A 21,527-nucleotide genomic window follows, 5' to 3' on the forward strand; every position below is an offset into this window, starting at 1 on the left:
CAAAACCGGCTCGGTCGGTCCCCTCACCCTAAGAGAGAGGGAGAAAACCAGCGCAGATCTGCAAAATCGGTTCGGTTGGTCCCCTCATCCTAAGAGAGAGGGAGAAAACCAGCGCAGATCTGCAAAACCGGCTAGGTCGGTCCCCTCTCCCTGAGGGAGAGGGTTAGGGTGAGGGGGAAAAACCCCACCATCAAAACGTATAACTCGCCCCCACCTGCACCGTGCGGTCGCGGCCAATCCAGCAGTTGGTGCTGTCGTAGCAACTGAAGGTTTCTTTGTTGGTCAGGTTTTGTGCGCTGGCTTTCAGCATCAGCCCGTTCAGGCTGCTGTCGATAGCCGACATATCGTACGATACCGCCATATCATACTGCGTCGTACCGCCCAGCTTACCTTCGTTATTAGCCGGAGAGATCTCCATCGGCCCGGTGTAGCGTACCCCCGCGCCCACGGTTAATCCGCTGAATAGGCTGCTGTCAAAGGTGTAATCCCCCCACAGATTAAACGCGTTTTCCGGCACCTGTGTCGGGCGCTTACCTTCGTAAGTTTCATCCTCGGTATTGATAGCGTGCGTATAGGCGTAGTTGGCAATCAGATTGATATTGTCCGTCGGGCGGCTAACGACGGAAAGCTCCGCGCCTTTCGATTCAATCTCCCCCGTCTGGCGGTAGTTCCAGCTTGGGTCCGCGCTCACCACGTTTTTCTGGCGAATATTAAACACCGATGCGGTAAAGGTCGTCGCGTAATCAGCCAGCAGGTATTTCACGCCGCCTTCCACCTGTTTGCTGGTGGTCGGTTTCACGTCCTGCGCCGTCAGGTTACCGCGCGGCGATACCGGCAGGAAGCCTTCTGAGTAGCTGATAAACGGTGACAGACCATTTTCAAAGGCATACAGCGCGCCCAGACGTTTAGTCACGCGATCCTGCGAGATCCACGCTTTTTGCTGGTCATTGAGATAATCCGTGGTAGCGGACTGGTACTCATCATAGCGAATGCTACCAAGAATATTCAGGCCGCCGAACTCCACCTGATCCTGGAAGTAATAGCCCTTCTGGTTGTAAGAAAGACGATTTTTCTGCGCGGTGTAGAGCCCTAAATTATCACTGGTGATCTGCGAGTAATCCGGATGCAGCATATCGATGCCCGGCGTGGTCGAGGCATAGCGGTAGTTATAGTGCGAATTCAGTTTCTGGTAATCGAACCCCGCCAGCAGGTGATGCTGCCAGTCGCCAAACGCGAAGGTTTTGGTGACCTGGTTATCGATATTAACGCTGTGCAGGTCTTCATCGGTGGTATAGGCAAAGCGGTTAAGTTCATACACGTTTGCGCTGCCCGCATTCCCGGTGGAATAAGCGCTGCGCTGATGGGTATCGATATCAAAGTAACGCGCTTTCTGGACGATGCCCCAACCGCTGTCGAACTCATGCTCGAAGCTATAACCCACCATCCACTGACGCTGTTCGAAACCACTCCACTTATCACCCGCAAAGTCGCGACGCCCGGCGTAGCTGGAACGCAGATAAGAAAGCGGTAATGGATTGGACGGCGTCAGGCTCGGCGTATTTTGCGCCAGCGCGTCAAACGTGAGACGTGTTTTGTTATCAGGCTGCCAGGTAACGCTCGGCGCAACCAGGTAATCTTCGTAACGCGTAGTATGCGGCTGGTCGTCGCCTTCACGCGCTTTGCCCAGCAGGCGATAGCTCCAGTCGCTGTCGAGGATACGTCCCGTGGAATCCAGATATCCCTCTTTCAGGTTGCGCGTGCCCGTGTTAAACCCCACTTCCGTGCGCGGCTCAGTTTGCGGCTTTTTCCCCTGAATATTCACCAAACCGCCCGGCGAACCGTTGCCATAAAGCACCGATGAGGGCCCCTTCAGAATATCCACGTTTTCAATCAGCAGCGGGTCAATACGCGCTTTGGTGTTGCCATTGACGTTATAGGGCAATTGCAGGCCGTTATAAAATTCATTGTCGACGGTAAAGCCACGAATTTTATATTCGCTCATGTAGCTGGTGCTGCCGCGCACTTCCGTCGAAACGCCCGGCGCATAGCGCAGAATTTCATTGACCGAGTTGGCATGACGTTGGGCGATTTCTTTCTCGCTGATGGTATTGATGACCTGCGGCGTTTTACTCTCCGCGACAGCGGATTTGGTGGCGCTGTTGGTCCAGACGGGCAGTTCACTGCTCCCCTGTGAACCGGTGACGACCATAGTCGTTTCAGCGTTGTCGGCCAGGGCCGGAGTGGCGAGAGCAAGTGCAATCATTCCCGAGAGCGTACGATAGGCGAAGCGCATAATGTTTGTCTGACCAATAATTAGAATAAAGAATGCTAATTATTCTCATTTTTATTTGATGCGCAATAGCCAGATGCACCGCGACTCAAAAATTTGTGGGGAATCAACAGAAAGGAAGAAAAACGGCCCCGAATGGGGCCGTTGAAGCATGATGCTTAGTTGTTGCGGCGCAGGAAGCGGAAGATACCCAGCACCACAATGGCGCCCACAACGGCGACCATGAAGCTGTGCATATCAAAGCCCATCGCGCGATCGCCAAAGCCCAGCGTGGTGGCAATCCAGCCGCCCACGACCGCACCGACGATCCCCAGCAGGCAGGTCAGAATAAAGCCGCCGCCGTCTTTCCCCGGCATAATCAGTTTGGCAATAACACCCGCAATAAGACCAAAAATAATCCAGGCAATAACACCCATTTTTACCATCCTCCAATTAAAAAAACCTCAAAAAAAGCGCCGACATTCTGCGCCGCTAATGTTTCAAGTATAGGTAATTACTCTTAAAAATCTCGCCGTCGCGCTTAAATTTTATTCACACACTGAATATGTTTGACCTGAACAGGCCCTTCTCGCCCGCACGCCGCGCAGAAAGCGAACGTAAAAATTTTTTTACCGAGGCTGAAGTTTCCTGAACGTAAACCGATAACAACCAGACGGTTTATCCTCCAGAAGAGATAGCAGATGAATCAATACCCTTCGCAATTCCTGAAACAAAACCCGCTGGCCGTTTTGAATATTCTGCGCGATCTTCATCGCGATGACGTTCCGCTACGCGTCTCGTGGGGAAGCGGGCAATTTATCAGTCGCCTTCTGGAAGTGAGCAAAACCGAACTGGTACTCGATTTTGGCAGTCAGGAGTACGAGAACCGCGCAGTTCAGCGAGTGGAAAACGTCACTCTCACCGCCGAAACCGCCGGCGCAAAAATGGAATTCACGGTGACACAGTTGCAGGTGGGAGAATATCAGGGGCTTCCTGCATTCATCATTCCCGTTCCGCCAACACTCTGGTTTATTCAGCGTCGTGAATATTTTCGCATCACCGCCCCGTTGCATCCGCCCTACTTTGGTAAAGCCCAACTCCCCGGTAATCAGCCGATGTATTTTCGGCTTTTTGATCTGTCGCTGGGAGGAATGGGAGCACTGCTGGATAGTCAGCCGGAAGCCGATTTACAGCCGGGAATGCGTTTTTCCCAACTGGAGCTGGATATGGGGCCATGGGGAAAATTTCATTTTGATGCGCAGTTGATTGCAGTCAGTGAGCGAAGAGTGGTCGATCATAAAAACGAAACGGTGAGTACGCCACGGTTGAGTTTGCGTTTTCTGAACGTTAACCCGGCGGCAGAACGCTCGCTCCAGCGCATCATTTTTTCGCTGGAGCGAGAAGCGCGTGAGCGCGCCAATAAGGTTCGCGTTTAGTTACATCGCATCCATGGCTTTCTGCATTTTCCAGATATAGCGCGGCGCCTGCGGAGCCGGATGGTTTTCGACAACGTGTTCGAAGAACTCATCTTTATCCAGATCGTTGATTTTGCTGATCGCTTTTTTGCGATCGGAGGAGAACGTGCGCAATAGCGCGCCCGCGCCGTTGGCATAAGAGACCATCAGCGCGTACTGCATCACTTCCGGGTCCTTAATGCCTGCCAGCGAGCCATGTTCCAGAATGCTCAGATAAGCCGCCCCCATGGAGATATTACGCTCCGGGTTTTTCAGCTCGCTGGTTGACGGTTGACCGCTCCAGCCCATATGGCGATAGACATCTTTTCCGGAGGTGGACGCTTTGAGTTGCATCAAGCCCACCGCGTTAGATTTGCTGACGGCATTCGGGTTACCGCCAGACTCAATGGCAATAATGGCGGTGATCAAACGCGGGCTTACGCCCCACGCCGCACCGGCTTTTTCGCTAATCGGCATCCATTGCATTGCGCGTTTTACCGGCACCTGTGGGTCCCAGGGCGGGTTTTTGTAATCCTGTTTTGAACTGCATCCGGCAAGTAACACAATTAAAAAAGCAAACCATCTCAATTTCACGCAACTATCCTTTTTAGCTCAAGTATGCCGCCAGTAATGACAATAACGGGTTCAGGCGGCATGATACTCGTTTCGTTCTCTGCAAGGAATTGCCATGTCACAGTTTCATCTGATCGCCCCGTCGGGCTACTGCATCAATCAATCCGCCGCCGAAATGGGCGTTGACCGACTGATAAGCGCAGGGCATCAGGTCAACCACCAGCAGGTCATTCCCCGTCGTAGCCAGCGCTTTGCGGGCGTCGAGAGCGAGCGTCTGGCCGATATCAATCAACTCGCCGAACTGAAAGGTAAAAATCAGATTGTCCTTGCGGTGCGCGGCGGCTATGGCGCAAGCCGTCTGCTGGATGCCATCGAGTGGCCGTCGCTCGTCGCGCGCCAGCAGCAGGATCCGCTACTTATCTGCGGCCACAGCGATTTCACTGTCATTCAGATGGGGCTGCTGGCAAAAGGTGACGTCATCACCTTCAGCGGGCCGATGCTGGCGGGGAATTTTGGCGCGGAAACCCTGAACGACTTTACCGTGCATCACTTCTGGCAGGCGCTGCGCAATGAAAGCTTCACGCTTGAATGGGCGGGCGACGGGCCGCAGTGTCGCGAAGAAGGCACTCTGTGGGGCGGGAATCTGGCGATGCTGACGTCGCTGGTGGGCACGCCGTGGATGCCGCAAATCCGCGACGGTATTCTGGTGCTGGAAGATATCAACGAACATCCCTTCCGCGTGGAACGCATGCTGCTGCAACTATTGTACGCGGGTATTCTGCCGCGTCAAAAGGCCATCGTGCTCGGTAGCTTTACCGGGGCCACGCCCAATGATTACGATGCGGGTTATGATTTGCAGACCATGTACGACTATTTACGCTCGCGGCTGGCGATTCCGGTCATCAGCGGGCTCGATTTCGGCCACGAGCAGCGCACCGTCACGCTGCCGCTAGGGGCGCAGGCGAAACTGGTACACTCGGCAGACGCAACCACACTGACCATCAGCGGGCATCCGGTCCTTCGTTAAGGCTTATTGGTGGGATGTTGCAACATATATAGCATCCCACAAACCCACACATTCCCTTTCTGAATATAATTAAAATATCTTAAAGCCTTCGTAAGAAATAATAACAAAAGCTCCCTTAAGGCCAATTTAAAATGAACCGCCATTTTAAATCTATCACTTAATGCGAGTCTTTTTATATGGAAATAAAAGCTTTCAGACGAATATTTTTAATCCCAATATTAATTCTGATTTATGGTTTTTGGCAGTTCTGGCGTCTCGGCGGCACGCCTTCGGGGCACAATTCCTCTGCTGCACTCCGCGCAGGTCTCTCCGTCTTTGCGGGGCTTTGTAGCGTCGGCTCCATTCTCATCTGCCTTTTGGCAATGGTGATTTGCTATTTGAGCGTAGTCGCGTCGCGTACCTCGCAAAATAAATTGATTGCCACATTTACCCTGTGCCGGGGCATTATCCCCATCTTTATGCTGCTGATTATGATCTTCAACGGGCTGGGGATTGTCTCGTTAGTGGGCGGTGAGCTGGCCTGGTTGGTTTCGCTGACGCATTCCGGTCACGGGTCAGGAAAAGTATTTGTGATGGCTCTTTGTGCTATCGGCGCCATATTGTGGATGCTGCTGAAAAGCATGTTTTCCATCCGTCGCTGCTTTGCTTTCTTTAAGCGCGAAGAAAGCCATATTCACGGCCACTCGGTCTCAGAGGAACAATCTCCGCAGCTGTGGGGCTGGGTGCGCGATCTGGCACAGAAGAGCCAGGTGGTGATGCCGGATAACATCGTGGTCGGCTTCTTTGACTGTTTTTATGTCACCGCCAATAACGTTCGCCTGAACAGCGGCGATCTGCTGACCGGCAATACCCTTTATTTACCTCTCACCTACTCATCGTTGATGAATAAAGACGAGGTGGCGGCGGTCATTGGTCACGAACTGGGCCATTTTACCGGGAAGGATACGCAGTACAGTTTACGCTTCGCCCCGGTTTATGCGGGCCTTGAAAATACGCTACAACAGATGGCAAATAACTCAAACGGTGTGGCGTGGATTGACCGCATCGTGTTGCATCCTGCGTTGGATATGGGCCTGTGGTTCCTGATCAAGTTCCACGAAACGGTCAGCTACTGGAGCCGTATTCGTGAGTTCGCCGCTGACCAAACCGGAGCGCGAGCCAGCTCGCCGCAGGCACTTTCCAGTGCGCTGCTGCGTATTTCCGCACTATCAGAAATGGTCGGCAACTATCTCAACACGGTGATGTCAGGTAAACAACAGGCACCGCAGGAGTGGATAAGCGGCCTGCTCGACGAAGCGCGCAAAACAAATACCTTCGATGTGCAGGCGTGTCTGGAAGATGAGATTCAGCACCCGACAGACAGCCACCCGGTCACGCGCGCGCGTATTGAGGCGCTGGATGTTAAAATTGACGACAGCCTGATTGCACACGCGACTCGCCAGGTGTCCGAGGGCGATTTCGCCTCTCTGGGTGCGTTATTCGGCGGGCTGGAAGAGGTGCGCGCGTCGATGTCGCAGTCGCTGACGGAAGAAGCCGTCCAGTATAATGCAGAGCACCAGCAGATGCTGGAATCGCACGCGGTACTGGCAACGGAAAGCTGTGAAATCTGGCGCGATAACAAGAAAAAAGTGTTGCTGCAAAGCGCGGGTGCTGCGTTCCTCATGGTGATGGGTTTCCTGTCTCTTTTCGCGCCAAACAGCTCCGGTTTTTCCCTATTTCTCATTACCCTGGCCTGGTTTGTAGCGATGATGACTTTCATGTTGTATCGCTCCGGCAAGACACCACTCTATACTTTCACGCCAACGCACATTGAGTGTAGCGATCTGGATAAACCTATTGAGTGGACCGCCATTACTGGCTTTGACGTTGAGGAACGTCATGAAGCGTTGTGCATCGTGTTGAGCTGGCGGGAAGGCTATCAGCCGCCGAAGAAACTCAAGCGTATGGTGCGCGGCGTGGAAAACCGGGGTGTGGGCAAACTCTTTGCGCTGATAGTCTATGCGGATATGCGTAAAGCACAGGATGGAACGAAAACAGAAATCTCTGCGGTCAGCGTGATTGAAGAGTTTCAGCAGTATCTGCGTTCGGCCCATGCGCGACAGGAACTTAAAGAGAACCGCTAACGCCATAACCTACAGCGTCGCCCGGTCGAGTTATCGGGCGACGCTGTAAAATAAAAAAACATTCAATCCTCTTATTGTTCCCCTGTTCACGCGCTAATTATGATAACTTTTTGTAACTAGCTTGTTCGTTATCGGGGAGTACGTGAACATTGGACGCCGCGGCAGTCATTAGTCTCTTTATTTTGGGTTCAGTCTTAGTAACCTGTAGCATTCTTTTAAGTTCATTCTCTTCCCGCCTCGGTATCCCGATTCTGGTTATCTTCCTCGCCATTGGCATGCTCGCAGGCGTAGATGGCATCGGCGGCATTCCTTTCGATAATTATCCGTTCGCTTATATGGTGAGTAACCTCGCGCTGGCGGTGATCCTGCTGGATGGCGGGATGCGCACCCAGGCGAGCTCATTTCGCGTCGCCCTTGGCCCGGCATTATCACTGGCAACGGTAGGCGTGTTAATCACCTCCGGGCTGACCGGTGTCGCGGCGGCGTGGCTGTTTAACCTTAACTGGATTGAAGGCCTGCTGATTGGCGCGATTGTCGGTTCCACGGATGCGGCGGCAGTGTTCTCTCTGCTGGGGGGCAAAGGGCTGAACGAGCGTGTCGGCTCGACGCTTGAAATTGAGTCCGGCAGTAATGATCCGATGGCGGTCTTTCTGACCATCACCCTGATCGAGATGATTCAGCAACACGAAACGGGTTTAAGCTGGATGTTTGCCGTGCATATCATTCAGCAGTTTGGTCTGGGCATTCTGATTGGCCTCGCGGGCGGTTATCTGCTGTTGCAGATGATTAACCGCATCACCCTGCCAACCGGGCTGTATCCGCTGCTGGCCCTCAGCGGCGGGATCATGATTTTTGCCATTACTACCTCGCTGGACGGCAGCGGTATCCTCGCCGTGTACCTGTGCGGTTTCCTGCTGGGTAATCGTCCCATCCGTAACCGCTTCGGTATTCTGCAAAATTTCGACGGGCTGGCGTGGCTGGCGCAAATCGGCATGTTCCTGGTGCTTGGCCTGCTGGTCACGCCGTCTGACCTTCTGCCAATTGCCGCTTCCGCCCTGCTGCTGTCGCTGTGGATGATTTTCTTCGCCCGCCCATTATCGGTGTTTATCGGTCTGCTGCCGTTTCGCGGGTTTAACCTGCGCGAGCGCATCTTCATCAGTTGGGTGGGTCTGCGCGGCGCGGTGCCGATTATCCTCGCCGTCTTCCCGATGATGGCCGGGTTGGATAACGCGCGTCTGTTCTTTAACGTCGCCTTCTTCGTGGTGCTGGTATCGCTGCTGCTTCAGGGGACCTCACTCTCCTGGGCGGCAAAACGCGCCAAAGTGGTGGTGCCGCCCGTTGGCTGGCCGGTGTCGCGCGTCGGGCTGGACATTCACCCGGAAAACCCGTGGGAACAGCTTATTTATCAGTTGAGCGCCGACAAATGGTGCGTGGGCGCCGCGCTGCGTGACCTGCATATGCCGAAAGATACGCGCATCGCCGCACTGTTCCGCGATAACGTTCTGCTGCACCCAAACGGCAGTACCCGGTTACGCGAAGGCGATATTCTTTGTGTGATTGCCCGCGAGCGCGATATTCCGGCACTCGGCAAACTGTTCAGCCAGTCACCACCGGTAGCACTGGATCAACGTTTCTTTGGTGACTTTATTCTCGAAGCCAGCGCCAAATTCGCCGATGTGGCGATGATTTACGGCCTTGATGGCGTCGAGGAGTTTCGCGATAAACAGCAGTCGCTGGGCGAGATCGTGCAACAGTTGTTAGGCGCCACGCCGGTGGTCGGTGATCAGGTAGAGTTTGCCGGAATGGTGTGGACGGTCGCCGAGAAAGCCGATAATGAAGTGGTCAAAGTCGGGGTTAAAGTCGCCGAGGAAGAGGCGGAATAACCGCCTCACCCATTAAGTTACACTGTCACAACAGGGACGCGCGGGGCCAGCGCGCACATTAACTCATAACCCACCGTTCCTGCACAGGCGGCAACGTCATCGATTTTGATGCCGTTGCCCCACAGCTCTACTGGCGCGCCAATTCCCGCATTGGGGCACGGAGTTAAGTCCACCGCCAGCATATCCATCGACACCGTTCCCACCGTGGTGGTACGCACGCTGTCTACCATCACTGGCGTACCCGACGGTGCAATACGCGGGTAACCATCCGCGTATCCACAGGCAACAATACCAATTCGCTGCTCCTGCGTGGCGGTGTAGCGGCTACCGTAGCCCACCGTGTCGCCCGCTTTCAGGTTTTGCACGGCGATAATCTGGCTGCTCAGGGTCATTACAGGTTTAATACCGCTATTGGCCACGTCCTGCCACTGGCCAGAAGGCGAAGCACCATAGAGAATAATGCCCGGCCGTACCCAGTCATAATGCGTTTCTGGATGCCAGAGCGTTGCCGCCGAATTGGCAAGCGAGCGCGGGCATTCCAGCCCCTCCGCCGCCTGTTCGATTCGCAGCATAGGCCGTTCGATACCCTCGCTTTTTTCTGCTTCCGCGAAGTGCGACATCAACGTCATCGCGCCGACGTTCGGCACTTTACGCAGGATCTGCCACACGGTACTGACACGATCCGGCGTAAACCCAAGCCGGTTCATGCCACTGTTCACTTTTAGATAGATATCCAGTGGCGCGTTTAACCGCGCGTCCTGAAGCGCTTTGATCTGCCAGTTGCTGTGAACACTGGTCGTTAACCTATATTTATCAAACAATTCCAGCTCATCGGCATGGAAAAACCCCTCCAGCAGCAGAATGGGCCCTTTCCATCCCCACTCACGTAGCTGGATGGCATCTTCCAGATTGAGCATCGCGAAACCGTCTGTTTCGCGTAATGCGCTCCAGACACGTTTCAAACCGTGCCCGTAAGCATCAGCTTTCACCACCGACCAGACGCGTGATCCCGGGGCCGCCCGGCGTACAACGTTCAGGTTCTGCCGCAGCGCCGAAAGATCGATGCTGGCTTCTACAGGACGAGACATGCGTTCTCCTTAATGATGAGCGCCGTGTAAATGCTGAGGACGTGACGGCGTAAAGCCCGGCGAATAGCGCGCCACGCTTAAATCATCATAAGGAATGGCAGGCGTACGTCCGGATATTAAATCGCTTATTAACTGCCCGGAACCGCAGGACATGGTCCAGCCCAGCGTACCGTGGCCTGTGTTCAGCCACAGATTTTTGAATGCGGTTTTGCCAATGATTGGCGTACCGTCGGGCGTCATCGGTCGCAGGCCGGTCCAGAACGTGGCTTGTTCAATATAGCCGCCGCGCGGGAACAAATCGCCCACCACCATTTCCAGCGTTTCACGGCGCGGTTGCAGCAGTTCGGTATTGAAGCCGACAATTTCCGCCATCCCGCCAACGCGAATACGATTATCAAAACGAGTTATGGCAATTTTGTAGGTTTCATCAAGGATAGTCGAAACCGGTGCGCCCGCCTCTTCCTTCACCGGAATGGTGAGGGAATACCCTTTCAGCGGATATACCGGAATATCCACCAGCCCTTTGAGCATCGCGGTGGAATAGGAACCAAATGCCATCACATAGGCATCGGCTTTAATCAGTTCATCGCCGCACTTCACGCCATAGATGCGCTCACCTTCCCGCAGCAGCGCATCGACCGGTGTGTTATAGCGGAAAGTAACGCCCGCGTTTTCAGCCATCTGTGCCAGACGCTGGGTGAAGAGCTGACAGTCGCCGGTTTCATCATTCGGTAAACGCAGGCCGCCCGTCAGTTTGTGCGCCACGCTTGCCAGAGCAGGCTCAACCTCGGCAAGTCGGGCTGACTCCAGCAGTTGATACGGAACCCCCGCATCTTCCAGCACGGCAATGTCGCGCATCGCGTTTTCATACTGCTGTGCGGTGCGGAAAAGCTGCAACGTGCCGCCCTGCCGCCCTTCGTAGGCGATCCCGGTGGATTCACGTAGCGCTTTCAGGCAATCGCGGCTGTACTCCGCCAGACGTACCATGCGCCCTTTGTTCTCCATGTAGTGCCGCGTGTCGCAGTTGCGCAGCATTTGCCACATCCATTTCAACTGGAACTGTGTGCCATCGAGGCTAATCGCCAGCGGCGCGTGGCGCTGGAACATCCATTTAATCGCCTTCAGCGGCACGCCGGGTGCCGCCCAGGGCGCAGCGTAACCGGGGGAGATCTGCCCGGCATTGCCGGCGCTGGTCTCCATCGCCGGGCCCACTTCACGATCGATAACCGTAACCTGGTGTCCTGCCTGACTTAAATACCAGGCGCTGGTCACGCCGACTACGCCACTTCCCAGTATGACAACGTGCATAGCTACTCCAGAATCGAATTGAGTAAAAGAACAATCTTCTGATTACAAATTGATAACCCAGATGAAAATATTATTCAACATAGGCTTTTTTTATGGTGACGTAGTTCACATACACCCCCGCCAGCGCTGGCATGCGAGAATCGACATCTCCTGCTAAGCAATAATTTTACCCAGCATAAAATGCTGCATAATTGTAAAAATATCGTCATCAAAATGAAGAAATCGCGAAGAAAAAAATTGGCGCTTGTTACAGTTTTTTCCAGGTGTTCTATTCTTTTACAGAGGCTCTCCAGACAGAGAGAGTCGCCAACAATGAGGGCGCGCTAATGGCAACGATTGATTCGATGAATAAGGACAGCACGCGTTTAAGCGACGGACCCGACTGGACATTTCCCCTGCTGGAAACCTATCTGGTTGAGATAGACCGGGTAGCCAAACTCTACCGGCTGGACACCTATCCCCATCAAATCGAAGTCATTACCTCTGAGCAGATGATGGATGCTTACTCCAGCATCGGGATGCCGATAAACTACACCCACTGGTCGTTCGGCAAGAAGTTTATAGAGACCGAGCGGGCCTATAAGCACGGCCAGCAGGGGCTGGCCTATGAAATTGTGATTAACTCCAATCCCTGTATCGCGTATCTGATGGAGGAGAACACCATTACCATGCAGGCGCTGGTGATGGCACACGCCTGTTATGGGCATAACTCCTTCTTTAAAAACAACTATCTGTTCCGCAGTTGGACAGACGCCAGCTCCATCGTCGATTACCTGCTTTTCGCCCGTAAATACATTAGCGAGTGTGAAGAGCGCTACGGCGTAGATGAAGTGGAAAAGCTGCTCGACTCCTGCCACGCGTTGATGAACTACGGCGTGGACCGCTATAAACGTCCGCAAAAAATCTCGTTGCAGGAGGAGAAAGCCCGGCAGAAAAGTCGCGAAGAGTATCTGCAAAGCCAGGTGAATATGCTGTGGCGCACTCTGCCGAAGCGCGAAGAGGAGAAAACGGTGGAATCTGCGCGCCGCTATCCTTCTGAACCGCAGGAGAACTTGCTGTACTTTATGGAGAAAAACGCCCCATTGCTGGAGCCGTGGCAGCGCGAAATCATGCGCATTGTGCGTAAGGTGAGCCAGTATTTTTATCCGCAAAAACAGACGCAGGTAATGAACGAAGGCTGGGCCACGTTCTGGCACTACACCATTCTCAACCATCTGTACGATGAAGGGAAAGTGACCGAGCGCTTTATGCTGGAATTTCTGCACAGCCACACCAACGTGGTGTTCCAGCCTGCCTATAACAGCCCGTGGTACAGCGGGATTAACCCGTATGCACTGGGCTTTGCCATGTTTCAGGACATCAAACGTATCTGCCAGACGCCGACGGAAGAAGACCGCTACTGGTTCCCGGATATGGCGGGTTCCGACTGGCTGGAAACGCTGCATTTTGCGATGCGCGATTTTAAAGACGAGAGTTTTATCAGCCAGTTCCTGTCACCGAAAGTGATGCGTGATTTCCGCTTGTTTACAGTGCTGGATGACGATCGCAATAACTATCTGGAGATCTCGGCGATCCACAATGAAAGCGGCTATCGGGAAATTCGGGCGCAGCTTTCTTCACAATATAATCTCAGTAACCTGGAGCCGAATATTCAGGTGTGGAATGTGGATCTGCGCGGCGACCGTTCGCTGACGTTACGCTATGTGCCGCACAACCGCGCGCCGTTGGATAAAGGCCGCCGGGAAGTGCTCAAGCACGTGCATCGTCTGTGGGGCTTTGACGTGCATCTTGAGCAGCAAAATGCGGACGGCAGCGTCGAGTTACTTGAACGTTGCCCACCGAGACCGAGCGCGTTGTGATACAAAAAAGCCTCTCAATTGAGAGGCTTTTTCTATGGATGCTTATACACCGCCCGGCATACTTTTCTGCATCCGGTGCCAAATCTCGCCGCTATCGTGGCCGTAACGACGCACGGTTTCATACACCTGGTCATGCAGGCCCTGCTCGCACACTTCCGTTAAGCGATGATAGAAGCCCAACGCACAACTACGCGCTTCCGGATTGGCGAAATAGTGACGGCCGATACGGGTATAGAGCCCTTTCATACCGTTCAGAATCAGGCCATAAATCGGGTTGCCGGAGGCAAACGCCAGCCCGCGGAAAATATTGTAATCGAGTTCGGCAAACGCATCAGCATAGTCTTCGACTTCGCGCGCGGTAGCCAGTACTTCCAGCGCTTTATCAGGATGCTGGCGGAACGCCGTACGGATAAAAATGGTGGCGATGTTAGTACGTACAGAAAGCAGATTATCCAGCAGTTGCGGTACGCTTTCGTGATCGAGGCGCGCCAGCGTTTCCAGAATGTTAAGACCGGACGTCTCCCAGAAGTTGTTAACTTTCGTCGGCTTACCGTGCTGGATAGTCAACCAGCCATCACGAGCCAGACGTTGCAACACTTCACGTAGGGTTGTACGGGTCACACCAATCAGTTCAGAAAGTTCGCGCTCGGCAGGCAGAATAGACCCCGGTGGAAAACGGTTATTCCAGATGCTTTCAACAATATACTCTTCCGCGAAACCCGCCGGGCTTTGCGCCTTAATGACCATAGTTAGAATTTCCATTACACAGCGTTGCAATCCACTCATCATACCAGACCGCATCAACAGCAGATAGCACACGAAGCGAATTAAAAAGGGATCGCCGTTTCATTTTTTGATTTTCCTTTTCCGCACTTGAGGACGTTTTTTGTCGCAATCTCTGCTAAAGTTTCCGCCCTGGTTGTAATAAAAGATGACTTCTACGAGGCAGACAATTCGTCATGGAAATCTCATACTCGCGCGCGTTATGGCGCAACTTTCTCGGACAATCCCCGGACTGGTATAAACTTTTACTTCTGATATTCCTGGTCATTAATCCGATTATCTTTCTCGTTAACCCCTTTATCGCAGGATGGCTGCTGGTTATCGAGTTTATCTTCACGCTGGCAATGGCGCTCAAGTGCTATCCGTTGATCCCCGGCGGGCTACTGGCGATTGAAGCAGTGATTGTCGGCATGACCTCAGCCGAACACGTGCGTGAAGAAATTGCGGCAAATCTTGAAGTGCTGCTGTTGCTGATCTTCATGGTCGCCGGCATCTACTTTATGAAGCAGTTGCTGCTATTTATTTTCACCCGCTTGTTGCTGAGCATCCACAGCAAAATGCTGCTCTCACTGGCGTTTTGCCTGGCGGCAGCGTTCTTGTCAGCCTTCCTGGATGCGCTGACGGTGGTGGCGGTGATTATCAGCGTCGCAGTGGGTTTTTATGGTATTTACCACCGTGCGGCGTCAAGCCGTACTGACGATGACGATCTGCTTGATGATAGTCACATCGATAAACACTATCGCGACGTACTGGAACAATTCCGCGCATTTCTGCGCAGCCTGATGATGCACGCGGGCGTCGGCACTGCGCTTGGCGGCGTAATGACGATGGTGGGCGAACCGCAGAACCTGATTATTGCCAAAACATCCGGCTGGCACTTTGGCGAGTTCTTTATACGCATGGCGCCAGTCACACTACCGGTCTTTGTTTTCGGCATCATCACGTGTCTTCTGCTGGAGAAATTCAAACTCTTCGGCTACGGTGCTACCCTTCCGGAAACCGTGCGCAAGACGTTACACGATTTTGATGCGCGTAGCCGTCAGCAACGCACACGTCAGGACACCATGCGTCTGTGCGTCCAGGCGGTGATTGGCGTCTGGCTGGTGCTGGCGCTGGCTTTCCACCTGGCTGAAGTTGGGTTAATTGGCTTATCGGTTATCATCTTGGCCACCTCGTTCACCGGCATTACTGATGAACATGCCATCGGCAAAGCATTTACCGAAGCGCTGCCCTTCACCGCACTGTTGACTGTCTTCTTTGCGGTGGTCGCAGTTATTATCGACCAGCATCTGTTCGCGCCGATCATCGACTTTGTGCTGCAAGCCTCACCGCACGCGCAACGCTCGTTGTTCTATATCTTCAATGGTTTACTGTCGTCGATTTCCGATAACGTGTTTGTTGGAACCGTTTATATCAACGAAGTGAAGTCCGCACTGGAGTCTGGCGCTATCGACCTCAAACAATATGAGATGCTGGCGGTCGCGATTAACACCGGCACTAATCTGCCGTCTGTCGCCACGCCAAACGGCCAGGCGGCGTTTCTGTTCCTGCTTACTTCTGCGCTGGCACCACTCATACGACTTTCTTATGGTCGCATGGTTTGGATGGCGCTGCCGTATACCATCGTGCTGACGCTGGTTGGGCTGCTGTGCGTTGAGTTTGCTCTGCAACCCATCAGCGACTGGCTTCTGGCGATCGGTTGGCTCCCTTCCCCACATCTTCCTTAACATTAGTTGCCCGGCAGTAGTGCCGGGCATTTAATGTTCATTTACGTAAGAATTGCTAAACGTCAGTGGCGGCAGGCTTTTTTTGGTTTAAACTGCTGCTCTTAAACATGTTCCAGGGAAATGATTATGTTGCGATATTTGAACCAGTGCTCACGAGGCCGTGGCGCGTGGTTGTTGATGGCGCTTACTGCCTTTGCACTTGAACTCGTTGCGCTGTATTTCCAGCATATTATGCTGCTTCAGCCATGCGTCATGTGTATCTATGAACGTTGCGCCCTGTTCGGCATCATGGGTGCAGGTATTGTGGGTGCCATCGCCCCAAAAACGCCGCTGCGTTACGTCGCTATGGTAATTTGGATATACAGCGCGATCCGTGGTTTACAGCTTGCCTGGGAGCACACGATGATTCAGCTACATCCATCCCCCTTTATGACCTGCGACTTTGCCGCACGCTTCCCGACCTGGCTGCCGCTCGATAAATGGCTGCCGCAGGTATTTGTCGCTTCCGGCGACTGCGCGGTGCGTCAGTGGTCGTTCCTGTCACTGGAAATGCCACAGTGGCTGGTCGGTATTTTCGCGGCCTATCTGGTGGTCGCAGTGCTGGTGATTATTGCTCAGCCGTTTAAGCCGAAAAAACGCGACCTGTTTGGTCGATAATGACGTCTAAAAAACGCGCCCAAAGGCGCGTTTTTTACTTAAGCAGACAGACCTGTTACTGAGCCCACTCAGGCTTATTCATAATATGATCCTGCCAGTCGCGCACTTCCGACTCTTTCACTGCAATATGACGCACAGAAATACGCTCGCCATGCATCGCGGCTTTTGAGCCCGTCAGCAACGGGTGCCACTCCGGAAGACCTTTCCCTTCCGCCAGCAGACGATAGGCGCAGGTGTGGGGTAACCATTCGAAGGTGGGTAAATTCTCGCGGGTGAGTTTGATGCAGTCCGGCTCATAGTCGAAGCGGCGTTCATAGTTACGGCATTGACAGGTTTTGATGTTCAGCTGACGGCAGGCAACGTTGGTGAAATAGATTTCATCCGTGTCTTCATCCATCAGTTTATGCAGGCAGCATTGCCCGCAACCATCGCACAGCGATTCCCACTCGGCGTCTGTCATTTCGTCGAGAGTTTTGCTTTGCCAGAAAGGTAATTCGCTCATAAGGATGTCCACATCAAAAACCAGGGTGCACCTTATAACCAGTCTGGCACAGGGATGCAAGTTTTGCCGCCCAATGAGGGCGGCAAGAAGGGATTACAGTACGCGCGTAGAAAGGGAAAGGCCATTGAACTGTACGGTCAGCTCATCGCCACTCAACAGAGGTCCCACGCCTTCCGGCGTGCCGGTCAACACCACATCGCCTGGCTTAAGGGTGAAGAAGCGGCTCATGTAGGCAATCAGCGGGATGATTTTATGGATCATGTCTGCCGTCGTTCCCTGCTGGCGCACCTCGCCGTTAACCGTTAACGCCAGCGGCGTATTCTGCGGATCGCTTTCGAATTCGGCAGCCGGAATAAATCCAGAAATCGGGCAGGAATTATCAAAGCCTTTGGCCTTTTCCCACGGTTGCCCCGCTTCCTTCATTTTACCCTGCACATCGCGCAGCGTGAGATCCAGCGCCACGCCATAGCCCGCAATCGCTTTCTGAACGTGTTCTTCGGTTGCCTGGCGCAATGTTGCGCCAATCAGCACCGCCAGTTCGACTTCATGATGCACAGAGCCCAGCCCTTGCGGCAACACCAGCGGTTGACGAATATCGCAAAGCGCCGTTTCTGGTTTGATAAACAACACCGGTTCATCCGGAATCGCGCTGCCCATTTCCTGAATGTGCTTTGCGTAATTACTGCCGACACAAACAACTTTGCTGACCGGATAATCCAGCAACGCACCTTGCCAGTTATGATGCTGATACATTTGTTTCCCCTATTCGTTTTTCAAACATAATTGTTATAACTAATAGACTCATTTATCGACCAACATCAATAACTGCCCAGGATTAATCTTGTGGCTTTCCTGATTCGGCAAGATGCTGTTTCAGTAAATTCTCAGGCGGTGGTGGGATCTGTAAATAATATCCATGATCTTTGAGGGCCTGTTTTACCTTCTCAAGATCCGCATTCACCAACTGTTTACGCCCGTCCAGCGGCAGCATCATCGCCAACTGCGGTTGGCCGAAGCCTTTCATCAGTTCCTCAGGTACGCGGGAAAAATCGTCTCTTTTTTCGACATAAAGATAGGTTTGGTCGCGTTTAGCGCTCCGGTAGATCACACAAAACATACTTTTACTCTTAATTAAGCCCGTGGTGACTTGCCTCTATATATCAGTGACTATAACATGCCTGATAGTCTTCGGAATATCACCGCATTGTGCTGGATGATAAATAGCAAATTGAGTAAGGCCAGGATGTCAAACACGCCAATCGAACTTAAAGGCAGTAGTTTCACTTTATCAGTGGTGCATTTGCATGAGGCAAATCCCGAGATTATTCGTCAGGCGTTAGAGGACAAGGTGGCTCAGGCTCCGGCTTTTTTTCGTCACGCGCCGGTGGTGGTAAACGTCAGTAGTCTGGAAGAGACGACCCAATGGCAGCCGTTGCAGCAGGCGATTAACGCTGCGGGCTTGCGTATTGTGGGCGTGAGCGGCGCAAAGAACCCGCGCATGAAAGCGGAAATCGACAAAGCGGGTCTGCCTTTACTCACTGAGGGTAAAGAAAAAATCGCCCGCCCTGCTCCCGTCGAGCCTCAACCCCAGCCTGAACCAGCCCCAACTGTTAGCACGATCACAAAAACGCGATTGATTGATATGCCGGTTCGTTCCGGTCAGCGCATTTATGCGCCAAACTGTGATCTGATTGTTACAAATCACGTGAGCGCAGGCGCTGAGCTTATCGCCGATGGTAACATTCATGTGTATGGCATGATGCGGGGACGGGTGCTGGCTGGCGCTGCTGGCGATCGAGAGGCACAGATTTTTTGTACACATCTGGCAGCGGAATTAATGTCCATTGCCGGGGAATATTGGCTGAGCGATCAAATCCCAGCCGAGTTTTATGGCAAAGCGGCACGTCTGCGTTTAGACGATAGCGCTTTGACAATTCAACCGTTTAATTAATCCCTTTTAACAAGGAATTTCTATGGCACGCATTATTGTTGTGACTTCGGGTAAAGGGGGCGTGGGCAAAACCACCTCCAGCGCGGCCATCGCGACTGGTTTGGCGCAGAAGGGAAAGAAAACTGTCGTTATCGACTTCGATATCGGCCTGCGAAACCTCGACCTGATTATGGGCTGTGAACGCCGCGTTGTGTATGATTTCGTTAACGTTATTCAGGGCGATGCTACACTGAACCAGGCGCTGATCAAAGATAAGCGCACGGAAAACCTGTTTATTCTCCCGGCGTCCCAGACGCGTGATAAAGACGCATTGACCCGCGAAGGCGTCGAGAAAGTGCTCGACGAACTGAAGAAGATGGAGTTCGACTTTGTTGTCTGCGACTCCCCGGCGGGTATCGAAACCGGCGCATTGATGGCGCTCTATTTCGCGGATGAAGCGATTATCACCACCAACCCGGAAGTCTCTTCCGTGCGCGACTCCGACCGCATTCTGGGCATTCTGGCCTCGAAATCGCGTCGTGCGGAAAACGGTGAAGACCCAATCAAAGAACACCTTCTGCTGACCCGCTACAATCCGGGTCGCGTAAACAAAGGCGATATGCTGAGCATGGAAGATGTGCTTGAAATTCTGCGCATCAAACTGGTCGGCGTTATCCCGGAAGATCAGTCTGTACTGCGTGCATCCAACCAGGGTGAACCGGTTATTCTGGATGCGGTGTCCGATGCAGGTAAAGCCTACGCCGACACCGTGGATCGTCTGTTGGGAGAAGAACGTCCTTTCCGCTTCATTGAAGAAGAGAAGAAAGGTTTCCTCAAACGCCTGTTCGGAGGATAAATTATGGCATTACTCGACTTTTTTCTCTCACGAAAAAAGAGCACCGCGAATATCGCGAAAGAACGTTTACAAATTATTGTGGCAGAACGTCGCCGCAGCGATGCTGAACCGCATTACCTGCCGCAGCTGCGAAAGGACATCCTGGAAGTCATCTGCAAATACATTCAGATTGACCCGGAAATGGTGACCGTACAGCTGGAGCAGAAAGACGGGGATATCTCGATACTGGAACTTAACGTGACCCTGCCAGAAGCGGAAGAATCTAAGTCCTGATATTACTGGTCGATGTGAGAAAAAACCCCGGAAGGCGCAGGCCACCGGGGTTTCTTTTCTAGCGTGGATACTCAGCGAGCAACGCGTCAAGACGGCCACTCAGCAGCTCTCCGCGCCAGCCGGAGATCATTTCCGGTGCGCTGGCGAAAGTTTTCAACTGCCAGTGCCAGTTCAGCAACTGGTTAATCTGGCGACGCGACGCCAGCAGTTCGGCACTGACCCCAGATTCCTGCCCTACTTCCTGCACCAGCGCTTTAATTTCCTTGAACGCTTTGCGATAGCCGGACATGTCCATCAGATTCAGCAACGGCTCCGGCAATGCGTCATCTGGCAGTGCCTGTGCTTTTGCCACCAGGCTCAGCAGCGTTTTACCATGGAAGCGGATTTCGCTACCGGAAAGGCCCAGACTGTCCAGTTCGCCCATGCTGCCTGGCATATAGCGCGCCACGCTCCACAGATGTTCTTCACGCACCACAAAATTCACCGCCAGATCGCGCTCACGGGCTTTGCGCAGACGCCAGTCGGCCAGCAATTGCAGACACGCCAGCTGACGCGTACGCAGCTGCCAGGCGTTGGTGATGTCGCGCCAGGCTTCCGCCGGGTCAACCACTTCCTGACGACGCTGCTGCATGAGAAGGCACTCATCCAGTGCGGCGTCTAAGCGCCCTGCCTGCTCAGTTTCCGCCATCAGCTTGTGCGCGATAGGCAGCAGATACCAGACGTCTGAGGCCGCATAGATGCATTGACGCTCGGTCAGCGGGCGCGCCAGCCAGTCAGTACGCGATTCACTTTTGTCCAGTTTGATGCCGGTATACTCTTCCACCATTGCCGCAAAGCCCCAGGACATCGGGCGGCCGCAAAACGCCGCCAGAATTTGGGTATCAATCAGCGGTTTTGGCATTGAACCGAAAACATTCAGAAACACTTCCAGATCTTCACTGCCCGCGTGCAGGAACTTCGTGATGCGGGTGTCCTGCAAAATTGCCTGTAACGGAGACCAGTCGGTAATGCCGAGTGGATCGATAAGCGACGTTTGCTGACCATCAAACAACTGAATGAGCCCCAGTTGCGGATAATAGGTACGGGTACGGACAAACTCGGTGTCCAGCGCGATGGAAGTGACCTGCGAAACGGCTTCGCACAAGGTGCTCAGCGCTTCGTTGGTGGTGATCATCTGATAGTTCAAATCATACTCTCTTAGATTGCGCCCAATAA

20 protein-coding genes are annotated in these 21,527 nt (G+C 53.3%); 10 read left to right on the forward strand and 10 right to left on the reverse strand.

What is annotated here, in order from left to right; genetic code table 11:
• Positions 1-190: 190 nt before the first annotated feature.
• Together NMC31_RS16270 and NMC31_RS16275 are read right to left on the reverse strand one after the other, a co-directional pair.
• Entirely contained in the window at positions 191-2,293 is a 2,103-nt protein-coding gene (locus tag NMC31_RS16270) for a TonB-dependent siderophore receptor (protein ID WP_253898493.1), read from the reverse strand.
• A gap of 155 nt (positions 2,294-2,448) precedes the next feature.
• Complete coding sequence (locus NMC31_RS16275; protein WP_253898494.1) at positions 2,449-2,706, reverse strand: GlsB/YeaQ/YmgE family stress response membrane protein; 258 nt, start codon at positions 2,704-2,706, stop codon at positions 2,449-2,451.
• 264 nt (positions 2,707-2,970) lie between these two features.
• On the opposite strand from NMC31_RS16275, the gene ycgR reads away from it, so the two are divergent.
• Positions 2,971-3,705, forward strand: a complete 735-nt coding sequence (gene ycgR, locus NMC31_RS16280) for a flagellar brake protein YcgR (RefSeq protein ID WP_253898495.1) — start codon at positions 2,971-2,973, stop codon at positions 3,703-3,705.
• On the opposite strand, the gene emtA is transcribed toward ycgR, so the two are convergent.
• The gene (gene emtA / locus NMC31_RS16285; protein ID WP_149462758.1) at positions 3,706-4,317 is read right to left on the reverse strand and encodes a membrane-bound lytic murein transglycosylase EmtA; all 612 of its coding nucleotides are present in this window, start codon (positions 4,315-4,317) and stop codon (positions 3,706-3,708) included. It lies immediately after the preceding gene.
• A gap of 94 nt (positions 4,318-4,411) precedes the next feature.
• On the opposite strand from emtA, the gene ldcA reads away from it, so the two are divergent.
• The 3 genes from ldcA (at position 4,412) to NMC31_RS16300 (ending at position 9,329) form a co-directional block, all read left to right on the forward strand.
• A complete protein-coding gene (gene ldcA, locus NMC31_RS16290) occupies positions 4,412-5,323 on the forward strand; it encodes a muramoyltetrapeptide carboxypeptidase (RefSeq protein WP_253898496.1) in 912 nt (303 codons plus the stop codon).
• Positions 5,324-5,700: 377 nt separating this feature from the next.
• A complete protein-coding gene (locus NMC31_RS16295) occupies positions 5,701-7,446 on the forward strand; it encodes a M48 family metallopeptidase (protein ID WP_253898497.1) in 1,746 nt (581 codons plus the stop codon).
• Positions 7,447-7,595: 149 nt separating this feature from the next.
• Complete coding sequence (locus tag NMC31_RS16300) at positions 7,596-9,329, forward strand: potassium/proton antiporter (protein ID WP_253898498.1); 1,734 nt, start codon at positions 7,596-7,598, stop codon at positions 9,327-9,329.
• Positions 9,330-9,346: 17 nt separating this feature from the next.
• Here NMC31_RS16300 and dadX read toward each other — a convergent pair whose 3' ends face one another.
• Entirely contained in the window at positions 9,347-10,417 is a 1,071-nt protein-coding gene (gene dadX / locus NMC31_RS16305; protein WP_149462761.1) for a catabolic alanine racemase DadX, read from the reverse strand.
• Between the two features lie 9 nt (positions 10,418-10,426).
• Positions 10,427-11,725 (reverse strand): D-amino acid dehydrogenase, encoded by a 1,299-nt coding sequence (locus NMC31_RS16310; protein WP_253898499.1) that lies wholly within the window; start codon positions 11,723-11,725, stop codon positions 10,427-10,429.
• Between the two features lie 326 nt (positions 11,726-12,051).
• Between NMC31_RS16310 and NMC31_RS16315 the strand changes: the two genes are divergently transcribed.
• On the forward strand, positions 12,052-13,584 hold the full coding sequence (locus NMC31_RS16315) for a SpoVR family protein (protein WP_149462763.1): 1,533 nt from the start codon (positions 12,052-12,054) through the stop codon (positions 13,582-13,584).
• A gap of 42 nt (positions 13,585-13,626) precedes the next feature.
• Here the strand turns inward: NMC31_RS16315 and fadR are convergent, their stop codons facing one another.
• Positions 13,627-14,331, reverse strand: a complete 705-nt coding sequence (gene fadR / locus NMC31_RS16320; protein ID WP_253898558.1) for a fatty acid metabolism transcriptional regulator FadR — start codon at positions 14,329-14,331, stop codon at positions 13,627-13,629.
• Between the two features lie 212 nt (positions 14,332-14,543).
• On the opposite strand from fadR, the gene nhaB reads away from it, so the two are divergent.
• Positions 14,544-16,094 (forward strand): sodium/proton antiporter NhaB, encoded by a 1,551-nt coding sequence (gene nhaB, locus NMC31_RS16325; RefSeq protein WP_253898500.1) that lies wholly within the window; start codon positions 14,544-14,546, stop codon positions 16,092-16,094.
• A 126-nt stretch (positions 16,095-16,220) separates the two neighbouring features.
• Complete coding sequence (dsbB, locus tag NMC31_RS16330) at positions 16,221-16,751, forward strand: disulfide bond formation protein DsbB (protein WP_231827043.1); 531 nt, start codon at positions 16,221-16,223, stop codon at positions 16,749-16,751.
• Positions 16,752-16,806: 55 nt separating this feature from the next.
• Here dsbB and ycgN read toward each other — a convergent pair whose 3' ends face one another.
• The 3 genes from ycgN to NMC31_RS16345 form a co-directional block, all read right to left on the reverse strand.
• Positions 16,807-17,253, reverse strand: coding sequence for a cysteine cluster protein YcgN (ycgN, locus tag NMC31_RS16335; protein ID WP_253898501.1), 447 nt, complete (start codon positions 17,251-17,253; stop codon positions 16,807-16,809).
• 93 nt (positions 17,254-17,346) lie between these two features.
• A complete protein-coding gene (locus NMC31_RS16340) occupies positions 17,347-18,006 on the reverse strand; it encodes a fumarylacetoacetate hydrolase family protein (protein ID WP_253898502.1) in 660 nt (219 codons plus the stop codon).
• 82 nt (positions 18,007-18,088) lie between these two features.
• Positions 18,089-18,370, reverse strand: a complete 282-nt coding sequence (locus NMC31_RS16345; RefSeq protein WP_253898503.1) for a YcgL domain-containing protein — start codon at positions 18,368-18,370, stop codon at positions 18,089-18,091.
• Positions 18,371-18,496: 126 nt separating this feature from the next.
• Here NMC31_RS16345 and minC point away from each other — a divergent pair, with 126 nt between their 5' ends.
• From minC to minE, 3 genes are read left to right on the forward strand one after another with little or no spacing between them, the layout of a single operon-like run.
• Positions 18,497-19,204, forward strand: a complete 708-nt coding sequence (minC, locus tag NMC31_RS16350) for a septum site-determining protein MinC (RefSeq protein WP_253898504.1) — start codon at positions 18,497-18,499, stop codon at positions 19,202-19,204.
• A 22-nt stretch (positions 19,205-19,226) separates the two neighbouring features.
• Complete coding sequence (gene minD / locus NMC31_RS16355) at positions 19,227-20,039, forward strand: septum site-determining protein MinD (RefSeq protein ID WP_149462772.1); 813 nt, start codon at positions 19,227-19,229, stop codon at positions 20,037-20,039.
• A 3-nt stretch (positions 20,040-20,042) separates the two neighbouring features.
• On the forward strand, positions 20,043-20,312 hold the full coding sequence (minE, locus tag NMC31_RS16360; protein ID WP_015964086.1) for a cell division topological specificity factor MinE: 270 nt from the start codon (positions 20,043-20,045) through the stop codon (positions 20,310-20,312).
• 58 nt (positions 20,313-20,370) lie between these two features.
• On the opposite strand, the gene rnd is transcribed toward minE, so the two are convergent.
• Positions 20,371-21,498 carry a ribonuclease D gene (rnd, locus tag NMC31_RS16365; RefSeq protein ID WP_253898505.1) on the reverse strand — a complete coding sequence of 376 codons (1,128 nt, stop codon included), beginning with the start codon at positions 21,496-21,498 and terminating at the stop codon, positions 20,371-20,373.
• Positions 21,499-21,527: the final 29 nt, after the last annotated feature.

The sequence above is a fragment of the Pseudocitrobacter vendiensis genome, assembly GCF_943590815.1.
In the GTDB taxonomy this organism is placed as follows: Bacteria; Pseudomonadota; Gammaproteobacteria; order Enterobacterales; family Enterobacteriaceae; genus Pseudocitrobacter; species Pseudocitrobacter vendiensis.

Bases quoted from the DNA above. Each gene is read 5' to 3' on its own strand.
- minD (WP_149462772.1), top strand. From the start codon at position 19,227: ATGGCACGCATTATTGTTGTGACTTCGGGTAAAGGGGGCGTGGGCAAA.
- NMC31_RS16340 (WP_253898502.1), bottom strand. From the start codon at position 18,006: ATGTATCAGCATCATAACTGGCAAGGTGCGTTGCTGGATTATCCGGTC.
- ycgR (WP_253898495.1), top strand. From the start codon at position 2,971: ATGAATCAATACCCTTCGCAATTCCTGAAACAAAACCCGCTGGCCGTT.
- NMC31_RS16310 (WP_253898499.1), bottom strand. From the start codon at position 11,725: ATGCACGTTGTCATACTGGGAAGTGGCGTAGTCGGCGTGACCAGCGCC.
- NMC31_RS16270 (WP_253898493.1), bottom strand. From the start codon at position 2,293: ATGCGCTTCGCCTATCGTACGCTCTCGGGAATGATTGCACTTGCTCTC.
- dsbB (WP_231827043.1), top strand. From the start codon at position 16,221: ATGTTGCGATATTTGAACCAGTGCTCACGAGGCCGTGGCGCGTGGTTG.
- fadR (WP_253898558.1), bottom strand. From the start codon at position 14,331: ATGGTCATTAAGGCGCAAAGCCCGGCGGGTTTCGCGGAAGAGTATATT.
- ycgN (WP_253898501.1), bottom strand. From the start codon at position 17,253: ATGAGCGAATTACCTTTCTGGCAAAGCAAAACTCTCGACGAAATGACA.
- NMC31_RS16315 (WP_149462763.1), top strand. From the start codon at position 12,052: ATGGCAACGATTGATTCGATGAATAAGGACAGCACGCGTTTAAGCGAC.
- NMC31_RS16275 (WP_253898494.1), bottom strand. From the start codon at position 2,706: ATGGGTGTTATTGCCTGGATTATTTTTGGTCTTATTGCGGGTGTTATT.
- minE (WP_015964086.1), top strand. From the start codon at position 20,043: ATGGCATTACTCGACTTTTTTCTCTCACGAAAAAAGAGCACCGCGAAT.
- ldcA (WP_253898496.1), top strand. From the start codon at position 4,412: ATGTCACAGTTTCATCTGATCGCCCCGTCGGGCTACTGCATCAATCAA.
- minC (WP_253898504.1), top strand. From the start codon at position 18,497: ATGTCAAACACGCCAATCGAACTTAAAGGCAGTAGTTTCACTTTATCA.
- dadX (WP_149462761.1), bottom strand. From the start codon at position 10,417: ATGTCTCGTCCTGTAGAAGCCAGCATCGATCTTTCGGCGCTGCGGCAG.
- nhaB (WP_253898500.1), top strand. From the start codon at position 14,544: ATGGAAATCTCATACTCGCGCGCGTTATGGCGCAACTTTCTCGGACAA.
- NMC31_RS16345 (WP_253898503.1), bottom strand. From the start codon at position 18,370: ATGTTTTGTGTGATCTACCGGAGCGCTAAACGCGACCAAACCTATCTT.